This is a genomic window from Crenobacter caeni (assembly GCF_010435965.1).
GTDB classification, from domain to species: domain Bacteria; phylum Pseudomonadota; class Gammaproteobacteria; order Burkholderiales; family Chromobacteriaceae; genus Craterilacuibacter; species Craterilacuibacter caeni.
On record NZ_JAAGAA010000004.1, the window covers coordinates 74,661 to 97,156 of the forward strand.

The following is a 22,496-nucleotide window of genomic DNA, read 5'->3' on the forward strand; positions in this document are numbered from 1 at the left end:
TTCGGGGGCATTCCCTTGACTATGGATGCAATCTTTATGCCATACAAATTTATTGTCGCAGGCCGCGCCGGGCGGGAGTGGGGCTAGGCGGCCGGTTTGCGCGCGCGTCTGGCCGGCGCCCGGGTCGACTGCGCGCGGTACCACGCCTCGAGCGCCTCCTGCGCGTTGAGGATGTGCTGGCGCAAGAAGGCGGCCGCGCTGATGCTGTCCTTTTGCCGGCACAGTTCGAGCAGGTGGCCGTGCTCGTGGTGGGCGCGGTCGCTGAAGCCGGTCAGCAGGATCTGCATGCGGGTGTAGCGGTCGGTACGGTTGTGCAGCTGTTCGATGAGCGCCAGCATTTGCGGGCGCTCGGCCGCCCGGTAGAGCGCGAGGTGGAAGCGCGCGTTGAGGATGCCCCATTCGGCGATGTCCTCGTCGCGCAGCGCGGTCTCGAAGCGTGCGAGCAGCGCTTCGGCCTCGGCGAGGTCGGCGCTGGTCTGGCGCGGGATGGCGGCCATCAGCACGTCGCACTCGAGCAGCACGCGCACGTGCAGCAGTTCGACGACTTCCGGCAGCGACAGCTGCGACACGACCGCGCCCTTGTTCTCGACGATGGTCACCAACCCCTCGGCCTCGAGCTGGCGCAGCGCTTCGCGGATCGGTACCCGGCTCATGCCCAGTTCGCGCGACAGCGCCTCCTGCCGCAACTGGCCCCCGTCGGACCATTCGCCGGCGAGGATGCGCTGGCGGAGGGTGTCGGTGGCGATCGCGGTCAGGCTCTGCGGGGCGGGGGTGGTCTGCGTCATGCGGTTTTCCTTGCCGGGGGCGGTGTCACCTTACCACAGCCGCCCCCGGCCATTCAGCCCTGCGCTCAGTGCGCGGGCAGCGCAGGGCGGCAGGCCAGGCGCTCATCGATCACGGCGAGCACCCGTTCGCGCTCGGCGCCGGCCAAGGGCAGGCGCGGCGCGCGCACATGTTCGGTGCCGGCGCCGACCCTCGCCTCGCACAGCTTGAGGTTCTGCACGAGCTTCATCGACACGTCCAGGTGCAGCAGCGGGGCGAACCAGCGGTACAGCGTGCGCGCCTCGAGCCAGCGGCCCGCGCGGGCGAGCCGGTAGATGGCGACGGTCTCCTCGGGGAAGGCGACCACCAGCCCGGCCACCCAGCCGTCGGCGCCCATCAGCAGGCTTTCCAGCGCGAGGTCGTCGACGCCGCAGAAGATCGCGTAGCGGTCGCCGACCGCGTTGATCACGTCGGTCAGCGTGCGGATGTCGCCGCTGGACTCCTTGATCGCGACAAACTTCGGCTCGGCGGCCAGCGCCCGGTACATGTCGGGGGTGATGTTCACGCCGTACGCGACCGGGTTGTTGTAGATCATCACCGGCAGCGGGCTCACGCCGGCGACGCGCCGGTAGTGGTTGAGCGTCTCGCGCTCGTCCGACACGTAGCGCATCGCCGGCAGCAGCATGATGCCGTCGGCGCCCTGCGCGTGGGCGGCGGCGGCGAGCGCGCAGGCGGCGCGGGTGCTGTCCTCGGCGACGGTCAGCAGTACCGGCTTGTCGCCGGCGACCGCCTTGGCCGCCTGCAGGATCGCCAGCTTCTCGTCGGCGGTGAGCGTCGACGCCTCGCCCAGCGAGCCGCACACGATAATGCCGTCGGCGCCGCAATCGAGCTGCCAGCGAATATGGCGGGCGGTCGCGGCCAGGTCCAGCGATTCGTCGGCGTTGAACTTGGTGGTGACGGCGGGAAAGACGCCGCTCCAGCGTTGGGTCATGGCAGTGCTCCTTGCGTGGGGAATGCAGCTCTTTTCCATGCTGGTATTTCTGGATACAGAATTCAACGGCTTTGCATGCAAAATCAGCTTTGAAAGGGCTGTGATGGCGGCCTTGACCTGACCGTGCTTTATTGCAACACCTGCTGAAACGATTGTTCTAAAAGGATTCTGTGCAAATTTTCAGTTTGCGCCGGCGCTTTGTTACTGTTGTATTTCGGTAAATTTAAGCCGTTAAATTGTATTCAAAAATGCGTGATCCTAGAGTGAGACGACACACACGAGGAGCTCACCCGATGGCGACTACCGAATTCGAATGCATCGACGGCCATACCTGCGGCAACCCGGTCCGCCTGGTCACCCGCGGCGCGCCGGCGCTGGAGGGTGACAGCCAGGCCGCGCGGCGGCTCGACTTCCTGGCGCGTTACGACTGGATGCGCACCGGGCTGATGTTCGAGCCGCGCGGCCACGCGCAGATGTCCGGCGCCTTCCTCTACCCGCCGACGCGCGACGATTGCGACGTGGCGGTGCTCTATATCGAGACCAGCGGCTGCCTGCCGATGTGCGGGCACGGCACCATCGGCGTGGTGACGATGGCCATCGAGCACGGCCTCGTCGAACCGGCGACGCCCGGCGTGCTCAACCTCGACACGCCGGCCGGCAAGGTCGTCGCCCGTTACAGGCAGGAAGGCGGCAAGGTGAAGTCGGTGAAGCTCACCAACGTGCCGTCCTTCCTCTTGATGCGCGACGTCGAGGTGGAAATCCGCGCGCTGGGCCGGCTCAAGGTCGACATCGCGTACGGCGGTAACTTCTACCCGATCGTCGAGGCGCAGCAGAACTACCGTGACATGGCCGACTACACGCCGGGCGAACTGGTGGCGATGGGCAACGAGCTGCGCGACTTCCTGAACGCGCACTACGACGTCGTGCACCCGCTGGACCCCGACATCCGCGGCGTGCGCCACGTACAGTGGACAGGCGCGCCCAGGCAGCCCGGCTCGCACGCGGCCAACGCCGTGCTGTACGGCGCGGCGGCGCTTGACCGCTCGCCGTGCGGCACCGGCACCTCGGCAAGGCTCGCGCAACGCTACGCGCGCGGCCTGATGAAGGCGGGCGACGTGCTGGTGCACGAGAGCCTCATCGGCAGCCAGTTCACCGGCACCATCGAGGCGGAAACCGAGGTCGCCGGCCTGCCGGCCATCGTCCCGGGCATCGAGGGCTGGGCGGTGACCACCGGCTACAACCGCATCCTGCTCGACGACGCCGACCCGTACGTGCACGGCTTCGTGGTGGGCTGAAGGGTGAACGCGCGCGCAAGCTTCCGCCCCGGCCGGGTGCTCGTGGCCGGCGCCGGCGTGGTCGGCATCGCCACCGCGCTGCAGTTGCGGCTGGCCGGCTGCGAAGTGGTGCTGGTCGACCGCGGCGAGCCGGCGATGGCCACCAGTTACGGCAACGCCGGTGCCTTCGCCGTCAGCGACGTCATCCCGCTGTCCGAGCCGGGCGTGCTGGCCAGAGTGCCCGGCTGGATGCTCGACCCGCTGGGGCCGCTGGCGGTGCGCTGGCGCTACCTGCCGACGCTCGCGCCGTGGCTCGCCCGCTTTGTCGCTGCCAGCCGCCCGCGCAAGGTGGCCGCGCTGACCGCTGCGCTCGCCGCGCTGCTGGGGCGGGTCAACGACGACTACGCGCCCCTGATCGGGCGCGCGGGGCTTGACCACCTGTGGCGGCGCCACGGCAACCTGACGCTGTACCGCGACGAGGCGGAATTCTCCGCGGTGGCCGCAGCCTGGCAGACCAAGCGCGCGCACGGCGTGCGCTGGCGCAAGCTGGACGGGCGTGAACTCGCGGCACTCGCGCCCGCGCTGGCGGCCGGATGGCAGGTAGCCGTCGAGGTGCCGGACTGGTCGCACGTGGACGACCCCTATCTCTTTACCCGCGGCCTGTTCGACGCCTTCCTGCGCGAGGGCGGGCAGCTCGTGCAGGACGAGGTGACGGGCGTCTGGCGCGAGGGCGGCGGTGTGCGCGGCGTCGAGACCGCTGGCGGGCGCATCATGGCCGACTGCGTGGTGATCGCCTGCGGCGTGTGGAGCGACCGCTTCGCGCGGCAGGGGCGCTACCGCCTGCCGCTGGAGAGCGAGCGCGGCTACCACGTCACCCTGCCCAAGGCCGGCGTGCCGCTACACCATTTCATCCAGTGTGCGAGCGAGAGCTTCGTGATCCTGCCGATGGCAGGCGGCGCGCTGCGCCTGGCCGGCACCGTCGAGCTCGCACACCGCGACGCGCCACCCGACTGGCGGCGCGCGCACATCCTGCTGGACAAGGCCCGGCGCATCGTCGGCGACTTCGGCACCGAGGGCATGAGCGTGTGGATGGGCAACCGCCCGTCGCTGCCCGATACCCTGCCGGTGATCGGCCCGGCCCCCGACGTGCGCGGGCTCTACTTCGCGACCGGGCACGGCCACCTCGGGCTGACGCTGGCGGCGACTACCGGCGCCATGCTGACCGAACAAATCCTGGGCGGTGCGATGGCCACCGACCCCCACCCTTATCGACTCGACCGGTTTTAGGCGGCCCTCGCGGCCATTCTTGGTGTGAAAGAGGAGGAGAACAGCATGGCACAGCAGGCTTTTCGCAAGCTTCACCTGGTCCTGGCGCTGGGCGGCATGATGGCGCCGTTCGCGATCAGCGCCGCGCACGCCGACAGCGTGGTCAAGCTCGGCTTCGCGTCGCCGCTGTCCGGGCCGCAGGCGCACTACGGCAAGGACAACGAGAACGCGGCGAAGATGGCGGTCGACGACCTCAACAAGCAAGGGCTCGTCATCGGCGGGCAGAAGGTGAAGTTCGAGCTGGTGCCCGAGGATGACCAGGCCGACCCGCGCGTCGGCACCCAGGTCGCGCAGCGCCTGGTCGACTCGGGCGTCAAGGCGGTGATCGGCCACTTCAATTCCGGCGTGTCGATTCCCGCCTCGCGCATCTACTCTGACGCCGGCATCCCGCAGCTGTCGGTGGCGACCAACCCGGCGTATACCGCCAGCGGCTACAAGACCGCCTTCCGGCTGGTCGGCTCGGACAGCCAGATCGGCGGCTCGCTCGGCCAGTACGCGGTCAGGCAGCTCAAGGCGCAGCGCATCGCGGTGATCGACGACCGTACCGCCTACGGGCAGGGCATCGCCGACGAATTCGTGAAGTCGCTGGCCGCGCAGGGCAAGCAGCCCATCAAGCGCGAGTACACCAACGACAAGGCGAACGACTTCACCGCGATCCTCACCAGCCTGAAGGCGCAAAAGCCCGACGTGGTCTTCTACGGCGGCGCGGACGCGCAGGCCGCGCCGATGGCGCGCCAGATGAAGCGGCTGGGGCTCAACGCGCGGCTGATGGGCGGCGACATGCTAAACACGCCGAACTTCATCAAGCTGGCCGGCGCCGACGCCGCCGGCCACTACTCGGCGGTCGCCGGCGGCGAACTGGGCGCGCGCCCGGCCGGCAAGGACTTCGAACAGCGCTACAAGGCGCGTTACCAGCAGGACGTCGTGCTGCTCGGACCGCAGTTCTACGACGGCGTGATGATCGTCGCCGACGCGATGAAGCGCGCAGGCTCGACCGACCCCGCCAAGTTCCTGCCCTACATCGCCAAGACCGGCTACAAGGGCGTGACCGCCGACTTCGGCTTCGATGCGGCCGGCAACCTGAAGAACGCGCCGGTCACCATCTCTTCGGTGGAGAACAACGACTGGAAGGTCAAGTCGGTGGTCCAGTAAAACCCGCGCGGCAGGCTACAACGAAGCACGGCGCCCCGGTCCGGGGCGCCCGGCCTGCCGACGCCCGCCCTTGCGGTGGCGTGCGGCAGGTGCCTTCCACTGATCTGCCGGGCCGGTTGCGTGAACCGGGCTAGTCTTGCGGCACACCCCGCCCGGCACCTTGAACCTGCGGCCGGGCAGGCGGAGCGCACGCGATGGACCCTTTGCAGATTCCCCGCCTCAGCCTGTACGTGCTCGGGACGCTCGGCAGTGCCGCGCGCGAAACCCTCGGCGAGCTGGGTATCACCAGCGTCGCCGAGCTGTTGGCCTACCCGCCGTTTCGCCATGCGCGCGCCTTGCGCGCCGCCGAGGCCGGCCTGCTTGGCCGCGAAGCGGTGGCCGGCCATGTCGGGCCGGCTTGGCAGGGCAAGCCGCTCGAGGCTTTGCTGGGCGCCCCGTGCGCCGTACTCGCCGGGGTGGACGCGCGGCAGGCGGCGACGCTGGCGCGGCTGGGCCTGTCAAGGGTGGCGGACCTTGCCGCCTTCGCCGCGCTGGACGAGGCCGAGGCGCTGGTGGCGGGCGGCAGCCGGGCAGGGGGCGGCGGCGCGGGCGTGCAGCGCTATACAAGTTTCTTCCGGGCGCGCGCGCTTAGGGACTCGAGCGTGTTGTGCCAGACGCCGGCGCGCATCGGGCAGCTGTTCAATTTCGACGGCGCGCAGCCGGGCGCCGCCGCGCTGGGCTACGCGGTGACGTACCGCCAGCAATGGGTGCAGCTTGGCGTGCGCCTGGGCAGCGTGACGGGTACCGCGCCGGCTACGCAGGCAGGGCGGCCGCTCTCGGCCGCAGGCCATGCCGGGGGCGCGCCGGGCGAAGTCGCGCGCGCGACCGCCCTGCAGCACCAGTGCGGTGCCACCAGCGCGCTGGCCGCCACCGCGGCGACGGCCGGCTGCTTCGTTGGCACGACCGGCGGCGCGGGCCCGTTGGTGGCGGCAGACACCGTCGTTTTCGGCGGCGTCGCGCTCGGTTACGTCGAAGCCGACGTCGAGGCAGACCGCGAGGCCTTCGCCGCCTCGGCGCTCAACCTGCAGCAGCGCACCGTGCACAACGCGTCCTTGTTCCGGCCCGGCTCCGATCAGGCGGTGCAGCCGCTCCCCGGCGCGTTGTGCTTCGAGGTGCTCAACGACTACCGGGTCAGCATCGCGGCGCAGGACTTCACGCCGCTCTTGTTCCTGCCGTTCAAGCCCCTGCACTTCAGTGCCGAACTGCTGGGCGAATACTGGTGGCTGATCCGGCCGGCCGTCGCCGACAGGGCGCTTGTCCGCCGGCTGGACGCCCGCGACTTGCGCCTGCGCCCCGATGCGGGGCTTGGCGCGTGGCCTGCCATGCCGGCAGCGCCGGAAGACGCCGAGGCCGGGCGCGTCAGCGTGACCGTGCGGCTGTCGGGCGCGACGGCCGAGCAGGCGATCCGCCAGCGCGCCTGCGTGACGCCCGCGCTTGGTAGCGACGACGACGGTAGCGGCGTCACTGCCGCAGTGGGCCTGTTCTGGCAACTGTTCGACGAAGAGAAGCGGCGGCGCGTGACGGCAGCTTTGCTGACCACGCAGGGCCCGGTCGAGATGGTGTGCGAATCGGTCGACGGCGAGCGGGACGTCAGCTGGACGTTTGCGACCGATCGCGCCGTGCGCGTCGCGGACATCACCGGCGTGCGCGTGGCCAACGGCAACGGCGAATTGAAACTGGGCGGCGTCGCGCTGGGCACGCTAGGCTTCGACGAAGTCTGGGCGCGGCTGCAGGTTCGCGACGCCGACGCGTACGCCGCCCCTGTCGTCGCGCTGCTCGAAGAAGAGCAAAGGCTTTGCCGCGGCTGCGTCGTCGGCGCCCACGGGCAGAAGGACCTCGCCTGGCTGCCCGCCGCGCATCTGGAGGGCCAGACAGGCCGCCGCGCGGCGGCGGGCATGGACGGTGCAGAGGCCGAGGCGACGCTGCTGGGCTTTCTCAACGCCAACCCGTACACCTTCACCCCGCGCATCCTGCAGGGGCTCGAACCCGGCGCGCTAGAGGGTGCGCTGGAGGGCGTGCATATAGGTGACATCGCGCTCGCGGACGTCGCGGTGACCACCCCCGTCGGCTTTTGCGCGGGCCATGTGCTGCTGCCGATGAAGGCGTGCAAGGCGGCGACGGGCAGGTACGGCAAGATCGGCGTCGACACCCTGAGGCTAGAGATGATGCTTGCCCAGTTCGAGCGCGCGGCGCACGACAAGCCGGCCGAGGCGGGCGCCGCCCGTGCCGCGCTGCACGACTACCTCAAGCAGTTCCTGCAGATCGGCGCGGGCTCGGGCAACGGTTCGGTGCGCGAAGTGCGCCTGCTCGGGCATGTGCGGGCGCTGAGCGACTTGCTCGAACAGTTGTCGCGGCTCGCCGCGGCAGGCGGCGCCGGCCTGGCCGACGCCCGGCTGACGGCCGCGACCGGCAGGCTGCTCGACTTCCTGCATACGCCGGTGCGCAGCAGCGGCAAGGACGCGGCGCAGTTGTGCGGCCATTTCGACGCGCTCAAGGCGAAGCTTGGCCGGCGCATGGGGCAGTGCCTGGGCTCGGACGAGGTGAGCCTGCCCTCCGGCGGCGTTTACGCCGGGGGCGCACCGGCAGCCGGCGACGCCTGAGGCCGCGGCAAAAGGATGGCCGTGCCACGCTGGCACGGCGCAGCGGGTGGCCGGCGGGCGGCCCGCCTTGATTAAGGCGATGTCCCAATTGCAAGTTGGTAGGTTGATCCCGGATTTTGTGTCCGCTGCGCGGACGTGATTGAGTGCCGCTTCCGCGCGGCCAACGGGCAAGGGGCTTGTAGCGACAAGCCCCTTGCAACCCAAACGCCCCCGGAGGCTCGCGACTTCCCCGTCAACAAAGACGCTGGCGAGGCGCTGGCCAACTCGCGATTCGCTACCGTCGAATCGCTCGAACAAGGGCCAGCTTAAGACCTCGCCAGCACCTTTGTTGCCGGCGCGAGCCTACGCGGAAGGGTGGCTGTCGCAAGAACAGCCCGCGATGTCAGCAACAGCACCACCAACTTTTAATTACGACATAGCCTTGATTAAAGGAGGGGAAAACATGCAACTCACCCAACAATGCGCGCTGGTCACCGGCGCGGCCAGCGGGATCGGCCTCGCCATCGCCCGCCGCTTTGCGGCAGCCGGCGCGGCGGTGGCGGTGGCCGACATCCGGCAGGACGCGGCCGAGGCCACCGCGCAGCAACTGCGCGACGAGGGCGCGCACGCGGTGGCGATAGAAATGGACGTCAGCGACGAGGCGTCGGTCGAGGCGGGTTTTGCCGACGCGATCCGCCAGCTGGGCGGGCTGCACATCCTGGTCAGCAATGCCGGCGTGCAGCATATCGCGCCGATTGTCGAGCTTGAGTTCGCCGACTGGCGGCGGCTGATCGCCGTGCATCTGGACGGCGCCTTCCTGTGCAGCCGCGCCGCGATGCGCCATATGCGCGCGCACGGCGGCGGCGCCATCCTGCTGATGGGGTCGGTACATGCCAAGCTGGCGTCCCCGTTAAAAGCCCCCTACGTGTCGGCCAAGCACGCGCTGCTGGGCCTTGCGCGCACCATCGCCAAGGAAGGTGCCGCCGACAATATCCGCGCCAACGTGATCTGCCCGGGTTACGTCGACACGCCGCTGGTGCGGCGGCAGATCCCCGAGCAGGCCAAAACGCTGGGTATCAGCGAAGACGAGGTGGTGCGCCGGGTGATGCTGGGCGGGACGGTCGACGGCGAGTTCGTCAAGGACAGCGACGTCGCCGAGGCCGCGCTCTTTCTGGCCGCCTTCCCGAACAAGGCGCTGACCGGGCAGTCGCTGCTGGTCAGCCACGGCTGGTGTATGGAGTGAGGGAGCGTTGGACGGAGCCGGCTGGGTGGTCACCGCCCCGCCTGGTTGGCGGGGCGGGTCACTCAAGCATTCTTCTGCCGCGCATCCAGCGCCGGCGCCAAGGCGCCGTATTGCGCCAGCACCAAGAGGCCGCCCGCGGTCGAGAGGTCGCCGATAAACAGGATCCACTGCGTCTCGTTGGCGAAGTCGTGGTGGAAGATCAGCGCCGCGGCAACGGAAAAGGCCGCCAGCAACAGGGCAATCCACCGGACTTTCCAGCCGGCGATCAAGGCCAGACCGCCGCCGACTTCAAGCAGGATGACGAGGGGTAGCAGCGCAGTGGGGACGTGGAAAGCCTGCATATAGGCGGCGGTGCCGTCGTAGTTGCTGATCTTGTCAAGCCCCGCCAGCAGGAAGAATTGGGCCAGCAGCACGCGGCCAGCCAGGTTCAAAAGTGTGTTCATGGCGACGTCTCCTCGTCCATGCGGAATGTCCTGCCGGTATAGCAGGGCGGGTGCGTCTGTCGCCGGCTAAAGCCGTGCCGCTTATCGGCTTGCACGGCGTACCGGGCGGTGGCACTACTGAGGGTTCGGCTGGCTGTGGCTATAACCTTAGCTTGAGGGGAATTTGCCCGTTCACGTGGAGGGAGGGGACGATGGCCGAACAGCCAAGGAATGTTGCCGGGGTGCACGACTATGCGGGGCCGGCCGGTGGCTGGGGGGCGCTCAAGGCGGTGGCCATCGCGGTGCGAGAGCAGATGGACACGGTCGAGGCGTCCGCCACCCTGCTCAGGACCAACCAGCCGCAGGGCTTTGACTGCCCGGGCTGCGCGTGGCCGGACAAGCACCACGCCTCGACCTTCCAGTTTTGCGAGAACGGCGCCAAGGCGGTGACCTGGGAGGCAACGCAGCATCGGGCGACGCCAGCGTTGTTCGCTACGCACCGTGTGTCCGAACTGCTGCAACTGAGCGACCACGAACTGGAAAACTTCGGCCGCCTGACCGAGCCGATGCTGTACGACAAGGCGAGCGACAGCTACCAGCCTCTGTCCTGGGACGCCGCCTTTGAGCGCATCGGCGCCGTCCTGGCTACGCTGCCGCCGCAGCAGGTCGACTTCTACACCTCGGGCCGCGCCTCGAACGAGGCGGCCTTCCTCTACCAGCTGTTTGCCCGCATGTACGGCAGCAACAACTTTCCCGATTGCTCGAACCTCTGTCACGAGCCGACCAGCGTCGGCCTGCCGCGATCGATCGGCATGGGCAAGGGTTCGGTGTCGCTGGACGACTTCGACCAGTGCGAGCTGATCATTTGTATCGGCCACAACCCGGGCACCAACCACCCGCGGATGATGGGCGTGCTGCACGACGCGGCACGGCGTGGGGTGCCGATTGTCGTGTTCAACCCGATGAGGGAGCGGGCGCTGGAGCGCTTTGCCGACCCGCAGGACCCGGTGGAGATGGCGACGTACGGCGCGACGGCGATCGCGTCCAACTACCTGCAGGTGAAGGCGGGCGGCGACGCCGCCGCGATCAAGGGCGTGATGAAGGCCTTGCTCGAGTTGGAAGCGCGGCAAGGCGGCGTGCTTGACCACGACTTCATCGCCGAGCACACCGCGGGCTTCGCGCCGCTGCAGGCCGACCTCGCGGCCACCGCCTGGCAAGACATCGAGTCGGCCAGCGGCCTGAGCCGGACTAGCCTGGAAGAAGTCGCCCGCCTGTACGCCAACTCCGGCGCGACCATCATCAGCTACGGCATGGGCATCACCCAGCACCGGCGCGGCACTGCCAACGTGAGGTTGCTGTGCGACCTGCTCTTGCTCAAGGGCAACCTCGGCAAGCCTGGCGCCGGCATCTGCCCGCTACGCGGCCATTCCAATGTGCAGGGCAACCGGACGGTCGGCATCACCGAGAAACCGTCGCCGGCGTTCCTGGACAGTCTCGCCGCCACCTTCGGCTTCGCGCCGCCGCGCTGGGCGGGGCGCGACGCCGTGCGTGCCATGCAGGCCATCGTCAGCGGCGAGTGCCGGGCGCTGCTGTGCCTGGGCGGCAACCTGGCGGTCGCCTTGCCCGACCCGGGACAGTGCTTCCCGGCGATGGCGTCGCTGGAGCTGGCCGTGCACGTCGCGACCAAGCTCAACCGCTCGCACCTATTGGTCGCACAGACGACGCTGCTGTTGCCCTGCCTGGGTCGCACCGAGGCCGACCTGCAGGCCAGCGGCGTGCAGGCGGTCACCGTGGAAGACTCGATGTCGATGGTGCACGCGTCGGTCGGCAAGCTGCCGCCGGCGTCCATGCACCTGAAGTCCGAGGTCTCTATCGTCGCCGGCATCGCGCGGGCGACTCTGCCGGACAGCGGCGTCGACTGGGACGCGCTGAGTGCCGACTACGACCGGATCCGGGCGCTGATCGAACGGGTGATCCCCGGCTTCGATGACTACAACGCGCGCATCCGGGTGCCCGGCGGCTTCCGGCTGCCGCTGCCGGCTACCGAGCGCGTCTGGAATACCCCGTCGGGCAAGGCCGAGTTCTATGTCTTTGACGGGCTGGACGAAGACCTGCAGCAGGGTGACGCGTTCCGGCTGGTGACCGTGCGCAGCCACGACCAGTACAACACGACCATCTACGCCTACGACGACCGCTACCGCGGGGTGTTCGGCCGGCGCGACGTGCTGTTCATGCATCCGGATGACCTGACGGCACTGGGGCTGGCGCACGGCGACAAGGTCGACGTCGAGCTGGCGGCGGAGGGGGATGTACGGCGCTACCCTGGGCTGACCGCCGTCGCCCACGCCATCGCCCGCGGCACCGTCGCCGCCTACTACCCGGAGGCCAACTGCCTGATCCCGCTCGACCATATCGACGCCGAGAGCGGGACGCCGGGCTACAAGTCGGTGCCGGTCAGCATCCGCAAGAGCGCCGGTGCGTAAGCCTGCTCCTCGGCGATTTGTGTCGATGCGGGAAGACCCATGAGGTAGCAACGGCCTTGCAACGGTTCGCTTGTGCGCGGGAAGCGTCATCAACGCACGTCATGAGCGGCACCTAAACTAGGTAAACGGTCAACCCCTCCACGGCGCGTCCAAATGCATACAAAACACCAACGTTCGGATCTGGTGCGCCTCTCTGTCGCAGCCATGCTGGAGCATGGCCTGCAACCCGAATTCAGTGATGCGGCCCAGCGGGAACTCTCCGCCATCTGGCAACCTGCACATGAGGCCGACACCGACATCCGTGACTTGATCGGGCTGCTCTGGTGTTCGATCGATAACGATGACTCGCGCGATCTGGATCAGCTCACCGTCTGCAAGAAGCTGAAGGACGGCGCTGTTCGCATGCTGGTGGCTATCGCCGACGTGGATGCGCTAGTCAAGCAGGGGTCAGCCATCGACGAGGCCGCGCGGATCAATACCACCACGGTCTATACCTCGGCGCGCATCTTCCCGATGCTGCCTGAGCTGTTATCCACCAACCTGACCTCGCTGAACCCGGGCGAAGAGCGGCTGGCGGTGGTGACCGAGATGACCTTCGATGCGCAGGCGGTTCTGACCCGGTCATCCGTCTACCGGGCGCGGGTGCGCAACCAGGCCCAGCTCGCCTACGACGCGGTCAGCGCCTGGCTGGACGGAACGGGTGCGCTGCCGCCGGCGGCTGCGGCTGTGCCGGGCATGGCGGAGCAGTTGCGTGTGCAGGATGCCCTGGCGCAGCGGCTGCGGCAGCGTCGTCATGCCGAAGGTTCGCTGGAGCTTGAAACCTTCGAGCCCCGGGCCGTGTTTGACGGGGAGCAGGTGGTCGACATCCGGCAGCAGGCGCATAACCGCGCGCGCCAGCTGATCGAGGAGATCATGATCGCCACGAACCACTGCACCGCACGCTATCTTGCCGAACGCGGTTGCCCTTCGCTGCGGCGGGTGGTGCGCTCTCCCGAACGTTGGTTGCGGATCGTGGCGGTCGCGGCAGAGTACGGCGAGCAGTTGCCTGCCGAGCCGGACTCCAGGGCGCTCGAGGCCTTTCTGGCCCGGCAGCATCGGGCCGATCCATTGCGCTTCCCCGACCTCTCGCTGGTCATCGTGAAGCTGATGGGGTCCGGCGAGTATGTGGTAGAGCGGCCGGGTGACATGCCCATCGGCCATTTCGGCCTGGCAGTGCGGGACTACACCCACTCGACGGCACCCAACCGCCGCTATCCGGACCTGATCACTTCCCGTCTGCTCAAGGCCACCATGGCCAGCAAGCCAGCCCCGTATACGGCTGGCGAGTTGTATGTGCTGGCAGAACACTGCACCCGGCAGGAAGATGCCGTGCAGAAAGTTGAACGTCGCATGCGAAAATCGGAGGCCGCGCTGGTGCTGGAGTCCAGGGTGGGTGAAACCTTTGATGCGATCGTGACCGGCAGCAATAGCAGCGGCGTCTGGGTCAGGGCGATCGCTCCGCCGGTTGAGGGCAAGCTGCTGTACGGCTTCGAAGATCGGCGCGTTGGCGATAAATTGCGCGTCAGGCTAATTTCCACCAATGTTGAACTCGGGTTTATCGACTTCGAGGCCATGGAGTGATGACCCGTCTAGCCGGATGCTCCGGCTAAGTGCTCAAAAATGAAGTTCAGCACGCCACCGCAGCGGTAATACTCGACCTCCATGAGGGTATCCAGGCGTGTGCGCAGGGTGATTTCCCGGCACTCGCCTGACGGATAGTGCACCCGCGCGGACAGTAGCTGCTGCGGTACCAGCTTGCCATCCAGCCCCAGGATGTCGAACCTCTCTTCTCCGCTAAGCGCCAGGGTCTTGCGGTTTTCGCCCGGCAAGAATTCCAGCGGCAACACCCCCATCCCCACTAGGTTGGAGCGGTGGATGCGCTCGAAGCTCTCGGCGATCACGGCCCTCACACCCAGCAGCAACGTCCCTTTGGCTGCCCAGTCGCGGCTCGAACCGGTGCCGTATTCCTTGCCGGCGACCACCATCGTGCCGACACCGGCCGCCTGGTACGCCATCGCCGCATCGTAGATGAAGACGGGGGATGCCGTCTGGCCTGCGCTGTTGGTGTGCAGCACGGTATAACCGCCTTCAAGGCTGGGCGTCATCTCGTTGCGCAGGCGGATATTGCCGAAGGTGCCGCGCATCACCACTTCGTGGTTGCCGCGCCGGGCGCCGTAGGAATTGAAGTCGGCGTCCAGTACCCCCTGGCTGCGCAGGTAGCGGGCGGCCGGGCTGTCCGGCGGGATCTGCCCGGCAGGCGAGATATGGTCGGTGGTGACCGAGTCGCCCAGCAGCGCGAGAATGGGCGCACCGACGATGTCGCCCGTGTTGCCGCGCCATCGTGCCTCGAAAAAGGGCGGCAGGCGGATGTAGGTCGAGTCGGGCGAGAACGCGTAGTTCCCGCCGGCGTCGGACTTGATCGACTGCCACGCCGCGTCGCCGTCGAACACGGTACGGTAGCGCTCGGTGAACATGTGCCGGCCGATGGCGTGCACCCAGTGCGCGACCTCCTCGTCAGCGGGCCACAGCTCCTTGAGGTAGACGGGGAGACCCGCGCTGTCGAGCCCGAGCGGCTCTCGGCTCAGGTCGATGCGGGTGGTGCCGGCCAGCGCGTAGGCGACCACCAGCGGGGGGGACGCCAGCCAGTTGGCCTTCACCTGCGGGTGGATGCGCCCCTCGAAGTTGCGGTTGCCGGAGAGCACCGCGCTCACCACCAGCTGGTGGCGGCTGACGGCCTGTTCGACCGCCTCGGGCAGCGGCCCGGAGTTGCCGATGCACGTCGTGCAGCCGTAACCCACCAGATTGAAGCCCAGCGCGTCAAGGCACGCTTGCAGGCCCGATAGCGCGAGGTAGTCGCTGACCACGCGCGAGCCGGGTGCCAGCGACGACTTGACCCAGGGCTTGCGCTGCAGGCCGCGCGCGAGCGCATTGCGGGCGAGCAGGCCGGCGCCGATCATGACCGCCGGGTTCGACGTGTTGGTGCAGGACGTGATGGCGGCGATCACCACGTCGCCGTGGTGCAGGCTGTCATCGCCCCCGGGCAGCGCGAACGCCGTGTCCAGTTCGGCCGCCTTGCCGTTTTGCGTGATCACGGCTTCGGTCGCTTCGCGCAAAGCGGGCAGCGGCACGCGGTCTTGCGGGCGGCGCGGCCCTGCAAGGCAAGGTTGTACCGAGGAGAGGTCGAGCGACAGGGTCGCGGCGTAATCGGGCGCGGCACTCTGCGCGTCGCGCCACAGGCCCTGCGCGCGGCAATACGCTTCGACCAGGGCGCAGGTATCCGCGTCGCGACCGGTCACCGCCAGGTAGCGGATCGTCTGTGCGTCGACCGGGAAAAAGCCGCAGGTCGCGCCGTATTCTGGCGCCATATTGGAGAGGGTGGCTCGCTCGGGCAGCGGCAGGTGGTCGAGCCCGTCGCCGAAAAATTCGACGAATTTGCCGACCACCCCGAACGCACGCAGCATCTGCACCACCTGCAGCACCAGGTCGGTCGCGGTGATGCCGGGCTCAAGCGCCCCGGTCAGCTCGAAGCCGACGACCTCCGGAGTCAGCATCGGCACCGGTTGCCCGAGCATGGCCGCTTCCGCTTCGATCCCGCCGACGCCCCAGCCGAGCACACCCAAAGCGTTGATCATGGTGGTGTGGCTGTCGGTGCCGACCAGGGTGTCGGGAAACGCGAGCGGCCCGTCTTTTCCGGGCTGCTGCCAAACCACCTTCGCCAGGTACTCGAGGTTCACTTGATGGCAAATGCCGGTGCCCGGCGGCACCACCCGGAAGTTGTCGAAGGCGCCCTGCGCCCACTTTAGAAAGCGGTAGCGCTCGTGGTTGCGCTGCATTTCCAGGCGCACGTTGATGTCGAAGGCGGCGGGGCTGCCGAAGCTGTCGACGTTGACCGAGTGGTCGATCACTAGGTCGACCGGTGTCAGGGGGTTGACCCTGAACGGGTCGGCGCCGCGGCCGGCCAGCGCGTCGCGCATCGCGGCGAGGTCCGCCACCGCCGGCACGCCGGTGAAGTCCTGCATCAGCACCCGCGCCGGGTGGAACAGGATTTCCTGCTCGACAGCCTTGCCTTGGCTGCCGGCCAGCGCCTCGATGTGGTGGCGAGTGACGCTTATCCCGTCCTCGTGGCGCAGCAGGTTCTCCATGAGGATGCGGGTGCTCACCGGCAGGCGGCGTACCGCCGCGCATCCTGCAAGCTCGCCGCCTTGCAAGGCGTAGTAGCGGTAGGTCTTGCCGTTGACCTCAAGCGTGGACAGCGTGTTGAACGAGTTGGTCGGGGTGTGCATGGCTTGCCTCACTGACGCGGTGGTGGTCATCCCCGTCCGGTATAGCTGGCGGCGCGTGGCGCGGCGGGGTGGCCGGGTTCAGGGCAGCGGCAGGTTGACTACTCCTGCGATGCGATCAGGCCTGTGCACGGCAAACATGCGCTTGCCCCGCTTGTCGCGCCCCCCTTGCTTGATCAGTGGGCGAGCCGCAAGGGGAAATCCGCCTCGGCCAGCAAGGTACGGGTGGCCGAGTAGAACAAGCGGTCGCGCCAGCTGTTGCGGCCGAATGCCCCCATGGCCAGCGCGCGTGCGCCGTGTGCGGCAGACTTCGCGAGCAAGACCTCTGATGCCTGCTCAGTACAGCACGCGGCAGCGCAAGGTGCCCTCCACCCGTGACAGCGCGGCGAGCGCGTCCTGGCTTGCCGCGCTGTCGGTCTCGACCACCACGTAGCCGATGTCGGCGTCGGTCTGCAGGTGTTGGGCGGCGATGTTGGCGCCCGCGCGGGCCAGTGCCTCGTTCACATGCGCGAGCACGCCGGGCCGGTTGTGGTGGATGTGCAGCAGCCGGCACTTGCCGGCGTGGGCAGGCAGCGACACCTCCGGGAAGTTGACGGCGGAGAGCGTCGAGCCGTTGTCGCTGTAACGGATCAGCTTGGCCGCGACTTCATGGCCGATGTTCGCTTGCGCTTCCTGGGTGCTGCCGCCGATATGCGGGGTCAGCATCACATTGTCGAAGGCCGTCAGCGCCGAGACGAAGGGCTCTGCGTTGTGTTCGGGCTCGTGCGGGAAGACGTCGACGGCGGCACCGGAGAGCTTGCCGCGCGAGAGCGCGTCGGCGAGCGCTTCGATGTCGATCACGTTGCCGCGCGAGGCGTTGATCAGGCGCACGCCGTCTTTCATCATGGCAAGCTCGCCCGCGCCGATCATGCCTTGCGTCTGAGGGGTTTGCGGGACGTGCAGCGTGATGGTGTCTGCCTTGGCGCACAGTTCGGCGAAGGCGACCTGACGTGCGTTGCCCAGCGGCAGCTTGTTCTCGATGTCGCAAAACAGCACCTGCATGCCCAGCGCCTCGGCCAGCACGCCAACCTGGGTGCCGATGTTGCCGTAGCCGACGATGCCCAGCGTCTTGCCGCGCACCTCAAAGCTGTTGGCGGCGGATTTGTCCCAGCCGCCGCGGTGCAGCAACGCGTTCTTGGCCGGGATGTTGCGCATCAACAGGATGGTTTGGGCGATCACCAGCTCGGCCACCGAGCGCGTGTTGGAGAACGGCGCGTTGAAGACAGGTACGCCGCGGCGCTTGGCCGCGGCCAGGTCGACCTGGTTGGTGCCGATGCAGAAGCAGCCGACGGCGATCAGCTTCTGCGCGGCGGCAAGTGCTGCTTCGTCCAGCTGGCTGCGCGAGCGGATGCCCACCAGGTGCGCGTCGCTGATCTTCGCGGCGAGCTCGGCCGGCGGCAACGCCTTGTCGTAGCGTTCGATGCGGGTGTATCCGGCGGCGGTAAACGCGTCGACCGCGCTTTGGTGTATGCCTTCGAGCAACAGAACCTTGATGCGGTCGCGCGGCAGGGAAAGGGCTTGAGTCATGGCATGCCTTTGTTGAGTAAATTACTCGGGTTTTGGTATTATGCGATGTGCTCATGACGTTTGAAAAGAGGGAGAAAGCCATGTCGACCATGCCACCTTTGCCGGCCCTGCTTGCCGATGCACCGGCGCTGCGTATCGTCACCGACGACGCGAGCCGCGCCAAGTACGGGTTGGACTGGACCCGCTACTGGCAGCCGGATACCCCCGCCGTGCTCTTCCCGACCACGGTGGACGAGGTGGTCGCCATTGTGCGCTGGGCGCGGCGGCACAAGGTCGCGCTGGTGCCGTCCGGCGGGCGCACCGGCCTCTCCGGCGGCGCGGTGGCGGCCGGCGGCGAGGTGGTGGTGTCTTTCGAGCGGATGAACAGGATAGGGCGCTTTGACGCGCTGGACGGCATCGTCGAGGTCGAACCCGGCGTCGTCACCCGCACCCTGCAGGCTTTCGCCCGCGAGCACGGCATGCATTACCCGGTCGACTTCGCGTCCAGTGGTTCCAGCCAGATCGGCGGCAATATCGCGACCAACGCGGGGGGCATCAAGGTGCTGCGCTACGGCATGACCCGCGACTGGGTCGCCGGCCTGACGGTGGTGACCGGCGCCGGCGAAGTGCTGGAACTAAACCGCGGGCTGGTGAAGAACAACACTGGCTACGACTTGCGCCACCTGTTCGTCGGCTCGGAAGGCACGCTGGGCTTCATCGTCGGCGCGTCGATCAGGCTGACGCAGGCCCCGCCCGAGACGGCCGTCATGGTGCTCGCCTTGCCCGACCTCTCGTGCGTGATGCGGGTGTTCGACGCGTTCAGGCGCGCGCTGACCCTGCATGCGTTCGAATTCTTTTCCGACAAGGCGCTTAAGCACGTGCTCGCACGCGGCGCGGTACGCCCGTTCGAATCTGCGGCGCCATATTACGTGCTGCTCGAGTACGTGCGCCCGGCAGGCGGCGCCGAGCCGGACCTTGTCGTGTTCGGCCACTGCGCGGAGCAGGGCTGGGTGGTCGACGGCGTGGTATCGCAAAGCGACGCGCATGCGCGAGCCTTGTGGCGCTTGCGCGAAGACATCAGCGAGGCGATCACGCCGCACACCCCGTACAAGAACGACATCGCGCTGCGTATTTCAGAGGTAGACCCCTTCGTCGCCCGCCTCGACGCCTTGCTCGGTGAGGCCTATCCGGACTTCGAGGTGGTCTGGTTCGGCCACATCGGCGACGGCAACCTGCACATCAACGTGCTGCGTCCGTCAGGCATGGATCTGGCGGCGTTCCGCCAGGCATGCGAACACGTCAACGAGGCGGTGTTTGAGCTGGTGCGCGAGGCGGGCGGCAGCGTGTCGGCCGAGCACGGGGTCGGGCTCTTCAAGCGCGACTACCTGTCGTATACGTGCAGCCCCGAAGAAATCGCCCTGATGCGCGGGATCAAGCAACTGTTCGACCCGGACGGGGTGATGAACCCGGGTAAGCTGCTGGCTTGATACGCATGTCAAATGCGGGCGTCCGGCCATCGGGTCCTTTGGGTTGAGCCCGAGGTGGAACGAGGTGGGTCGGTCTGAAATGGCATACTGGATGGCATGCTGGCCAGACCATTCAACAAAAAAGCCCTGAATGATCAGGGCTTTGATGTTTGTTCCTGGCGGAAGCGGTGAGATTCGAACTCACGGAGGGCGTGAACCCTCGTCGGTTTTCAAGACCGGTGCATTAAACCACTCTGCCACGCTTCCGTTCCGGATGAGGGCGCCATGATAGCGAAATGGCGCCGCTTTGCCTAGCCTGCTCAGGCGTTGGCTTCGAGCATCTCCGCGGCGTGTTGGCGCGTGGTGTCGGTGATCGCCTCGCCGCCCAGCATGCGCGCGAGTTCGTCGACGCGCGCGCTGGTGTTAAGCACGCTGATGCGGCTGACGGTGCGGCCGTTCTCGTCGCGCTTGGCGACGCGCCAGTGCGCGTCGCCGCACGAGGCGACCTGCGGCAGGTGGGTGATCGCCAGCACCTGGTAGCGGCGGCCCAACTCCTTCAGCAGTTTGCCGACCACCTCGGCGACGCGCCCGCCGATGCCGACGTCCACTTCGTCGAAGATCAGCGTCGGCACCGACGCGACCTGGCTGATCACCACCTGCATGGCGAGGCTGATGCGCGAGAGCTCGCCGCCGGAGGCGACCTTGGCCAGCGGGCGCAAGGTGGCGCCGGCGTTGGCGGCGACCAGGTACTCGACCGATTCCATGCCGTGCGCGGTGGGATCGGCGAGCGCCGAGAGTTCGATCGCGAAGCGCGCGCCGCCCATCGCCAGATGATGCATTTCCTTGGAGATGCGCTCGGAGAGTTCGCCGGCGGCTTGGCGGCGCTTGGCCGACAGACTCTCGGCCTGCGTGCGGTAGCGCGCGAGCGCCGCCTGTTCGGTGACGGCGAGTGCGGCCTGGTCGGCGCTCGCCTCGAGCTTGTCCAGTTGCTGCTGCCAGTCGGCGAGCTTTTCGGGCAGGTCCTGCGGCTGGCAGCGGTACTTGCGCGCGAGCGTCATCGCCTGGTCGATGCGCGCCTCGATGCGCACGAGCTCGGCCGGGTCCTCGTCGAGGCCGCTTGCGTAGTCGCGCAGGCCGTACACGACTTCGCGCAGTTCGGCGTCGACCGAGTCGAGCAGCGCCAGCGTCTCCGCCAGGCGCGGGTCGACGCCGGCCAGCCGCGACAGGCGGTTCTGCACGAGGCCGAGCAGCGACAGGCAGTTGCCGTCCATCTCGGAGAGGGCGTCGACCGCGTGCTGCGCGCTCTGGGTGAGCTCGACGGCGTTGGCCAGGCGCGAGTGCTGCTGGTTGAGCTCTTTCCACTCGTCGGCGGTCAGCGCAAGCTCGGTCAGCTCGCCGATCTGCCAGGTCAGCCGTTCGCGCTCGACCTCGGATTCGCGCGACAGCCGCTCGGCGTCTTCGCGTGCGCGGCGCGCGTGCTGCCAGTCTTGCCACGCGTCGGCGACGTCGGCGGCCAGCGCCAAGGCGCCGGCGTACGCGTCGAGCAGACCGCGCTGGGTGTCGGCGCGCACCAGCGACTGGTGCGCGTGCTGGCCGTGGATGTCGAGCAGATGCTCGCCGATCTCGCGCAACTGGGCCAGCGTCGCGATGCGGCCGTTGACCTGTGCGCGCGAGCGGCCGTTCTTGTCGAGCGCGCGGCGGATCAGGAGGTCGTTGTCGTCGCCGGCCAGGTCGTGCGCGGCGAGCCACGCGGCGAGCGCGGGCAGGCGGGCGATGTCGAACACGGCGGCAAGTTCGGCGCGGTCGGCGCCCTCGCGCACTTCGCCGCCTTCGGCGCGGTCGCCCAACAGCAGGCTCAGGGCGTCGAGCAGGATGGACTTGCCGGCGCCGGTTTCGCCGGTGAGCACGGTAAAGCCGTCGGTAAAGTCCAGTTCGAGTGCGTCGACGATCACGAAGTCGCGCACGGAGAGCGAAATCAGCATGGCTTTAGGGTGTGGCTCAGAGCAGGCGCTCGCCCCAGTGCAGCTTGTGGCGGAGCATGTCGTAGTAGTTGTAACCGGCCGGGTGCAGGATGCGCAGCGGGTTGCGGTAGCGGCGGATGATCACGCGGTCCATCTCCATCAGGTCGCAGTGCGACTGGCCGTCGAAGTGGACGCGGGTGTCGAGGCCGCGGGTGAGCATGAACTCGACCTCGCAGCTGTCGGACACCGCGATCGGCCGGTTGCTCATCGACTGCGGGCAGATCGGCACCAGCGCGATCGCCTGCAGGGTCGGGTGCAGGATGGGGCCGCCGGAGGCGAGCGCGTACGCGGTCGAGCCGGTCGGCGTGCTGATGATCAGCCCGTCCGAGCGCTGGCTGTACACGAACTGGTTGTCGATGAACACCTCGAACTCGATCATCGCGCCCAGCCCGCCGCGGTTGACGACGATGTCGTTGAGCGCGAGCGCGCTGGCGACCTCGGCGTCCTCGCGCAGCACCGACGCCGACAACAGGATGCGGTCCTCGGGGACGAAGTCGCCGTTCAGGATGGCGTCGACGCTGGTGAGCATCTCGTGCAGCGGGATGTCGGTCATGAAGCCCAGCCGGCCCTGGTTGACGCCGACCAGCGGCACCCGGTAGGGCGCGAGCAGGCGGGCGATCGCGAGCATGGTGCCGTCGCCGCCGAGCACGACGGCCAGGTCGGCGAGCTTGCCCATGTCGGTGCGCGACACGCGCTGGTGCGGCCCGGCTTCCTCTGCGCTGGCGCTCTCCTCGTCGATCAGCACGACGACCCCGCGCATGGCGAGGTGGTCGGCCAGTTCGCGCAGCGACGCGACGATATGCGCTTTGCCGTGGCGGGCGAACAGCCCGACCTTCTTGAATAGACAAGTCATGGTCGAATCTTAACGTGTTGT

General features: G+C 68.1%; 16 protein-coding genes and 1 tRNA gene. 8 read left to right on the forward strand and 9 right to left on the reverse strand.

All coding sequences use genetic code 11. The features are described from left to right. Positions 1-83 precede the first annotated feature (83 nt). Both GZH52_RS05720 and GZH52_RS05725 read right to left on the reverse strand, forming a co-directional pair. Entirely contained in the window at positions 84-785 is a 702-nt protein-coding gene (locus tag GZH52_RS05720) for a GntR family transcriptional regulator (RefSeq protein WP_163315527.1), read from the reverse strand. A 65-nt stretch (positions 786-850) separates the two neighbouring features. Further along, complete coding sequence (locus tag GZH52_RS05725; protein WP_163315528.1) at positions 851-1,753, reverse strand: dihydrodipicolinate synthase family protein; 903 nt, start codon at positions 1,751-1,753, stop codon at positions 851-853. A gap of 293 nt (positions 1,754-2,046) precedes the next feature. Between GZH52_RS05725 and GZH52_RS05730 the strand changes: the two genes are divergently transcribed. The 5 genes from GZH52_RS05730 to GZH52_RS05750 all read left to right on the forward strand — a co-directional run bounded on the left by GZH52_RS05730 (position 2,047) and on the right by GZH52_RS05750 (position 9,366). Then, a complete protein-coding gene (locus tag GZH52_RS05730) occupies positions 2,047-3,048 on the forward strand; it encodes a 4-hydroxyproline epimerase (RefSeq protein WP_163315529.1) in 1,002 nt (333 codons plus the stop codon). A 3-nt stretch (positions 3,049-3,051) separates the two neighbouring features. After that, positions 3,052-4,314 carry an NAD(P)/FAD-dependent oxidoreductase gene (locus GZH52_RS05735; RefSeq protein WP_349290640.1) on the forward strand — a complete coding sequence of 421 codons (1,263 nt, stop codon included), beginning with the start codon at positions 3,052-3,054 and terminating at the stop codon, positions 4,312-4,314. A gap of 45 nt (positions 4,315-4,359) precedes the next feature. Beyond that, positions 4,360-5,505, forward strand: coding sequence for a branched-chain amino acid ABC transporter substrate-binding protein (locus tag GZH52_RS05740; protein ID WP_163315530.1), 1,146 nt, complete (start codon positions 4,360-4,362; stop codon positions 5,503-5,505). A gap of 194 nt (positions 5,506-5,699) precedes the next feature. Next, on the forward strand, positions 5,700-8,144 hold the full coding sequence (locus tag GZH52_RS05745; protein ID WP_163315531.1) for a hypothetical protein: 2,445 nt from the start codon (positions 5,700-5,702) through the stop codon (positions 8,142-8,144). A 442-nt stretch (positions 8,145-8,586) separates the two neighbouring features. Then, a complete protein-coding gene (locus tag GZH52_RS05750) occupies positions 8,587-9,366 on the forward strand; it encodes a 3-hydroxybutyrate dehydrogenase (protein WP_163315532.1) in 780 nt (259 codons plus the stop codon). Positions 9,367-9,428: 62 nt separating this feature from the next. Here GZH52_RS05750 and GZH52_RS05755 read toward each other — a convergent pair whose 3' ends face one another. Further along, positions 9,429-9,809 (reverse strand): DoxX family protein, encoded by a 381-nt coding sequence (locus GZH52_RS05755; protein WP_163315533.1) that lies wholly within the window; start codon positions 9,807-9,809, stop codon positions 9,429-9,431. A gap of 191 nt (positions 9,810-10,000) precedes the next feature. Here GZH52_RS05755 and GZH52_RS05760 point away from each other — a divergent pair, with 191 nt between their 5' ends. Both GZH52_RS05760 and GZH52_RS05765 read left to right on the forward strand, forming a co-directional pair. After that, entirely contained in the window at positions 10,001-12,271 is a 2,271-nt protein-coding gene (locus GZH52_RS05760; protein WP_163315534.1) for an FdhF/YdeP family oxidoreductase, read from the forward strand. Between the two features lie 153 nt (positions 12,272-12,424). After that, on the forward strand, positions 12,425-13,891 hold the full coding sequence (locus tag GZH52_RS05765; protein WP_163315535.1) for an RNB domain-containing ribonuclease: 1,467 nt from the start codon (positions 12,425-12,427) through the stop codon (positions 13,889-13,891). 8 nt (positions 13,892-13,899) lie between these two features. Here GZH52_RS05765 and acnA read toward each other — a convergent pair whose 3' ends face one another. The 3 genes from acnA to serA form a co-directional block, all read right to left on the reverse strand. Then, positions 13,900-16,593: an aconitate hydratase AcnA gene (gene acnA / locus GZH52_RS05770; protein ID WP_163315536.1), complete on the reverse strand. Its 2,694-nt coding sequence runs from the start codon at positions 16,591-16,593 to the stop codon at positions 13,900-13,902. Positions 16,594-16,766: 173 nt separating this feature from the next. Continuing rightward, on the reverse strand, positions 16,767-16,910 hold the full coding sequence (locus tag GZH52_RS05775; protein WP_163315537.1) for a hypothetical protein: 144 nt from the start codon (positions 16,908-16,910) through the stop codon (positions 16,767-16,769). A 16-nt stretch (positions 16,911-16,926) separates the two neighbouring features. Further along, positions 16,927-18,156 carry a phosphoglycerate dehydrogenase gene (serA, locus tag GZH52_RS05780; protein ID WP_163315538.1) on the reverse strand — a complete coding sequence of 410 codons (1,230 nt, stop codon included), beginning with the start codon at positions 18,154-18,156 and terminating at the stop codon, positions 16,927-16,929. 80 nt (positions 18,157-18,236) lie between these two features. Here serA and GZH52_RS05785 point away from each other — a divergent pair, with 80 nt between their 5' ends. Beyond that, positions 18,237-19,622 (forward strand): FAD-binding oxidoreductase, encoded by a 1,386-nt coding sequence (locus tag GZH52_RS05785; RefSeq protein WP_163315539.1) that lies wholly within the window; start codon positions 18,237-18,239, stop codon positions 19,620-19,622. A gap of 156 nt (positions 19,623-19,778) precedes the next feature. Here GZH52_RS05785 and GZH52_RS05790 read toward each other — a convergent pair. The 3 genes from GZH52_RS05790 to GZH52_RS05800 all read right to left on the reverse strand — a co-directional run bounded on the left by GZH52_RS05790 (position 19,779) and on the right by GZH52_RS05800 (position 22,475). Then, positions 19,779-19,868, reverse strand: a tRNA-Ser gene (locus GZH52_RS05790). 53 nt (positions 19,869-19,921) lie between these two features. After that, the gene (recN, locus tag GZH52_RS05795) at positions 19,922-21,583 is read right to left on the reverse strand and encodes a DNA repair protein RecN (RefSeq protein ID WP_163315540.1); all 1,662 of its coding nucleotides are present in this window, start codon (positions 21,581-21,583) and stop codon (positions 19,922-19,924) included. A 16-nt stretch (positions 21,584-21,599) separates the two neighbouring features. Next, positions 21,600-22,475: an NAD kinase gene (locus GZH52_RS05800; protein WP_163315541.1), complete on the reverse strand. Its 876-nt coding sequence runs from the start codon at positions 22,473-22,475 to the stop codon at positions 21,600-21,602. Positions 22,476-22,496 lie beyond the last annotated feature (21 nt).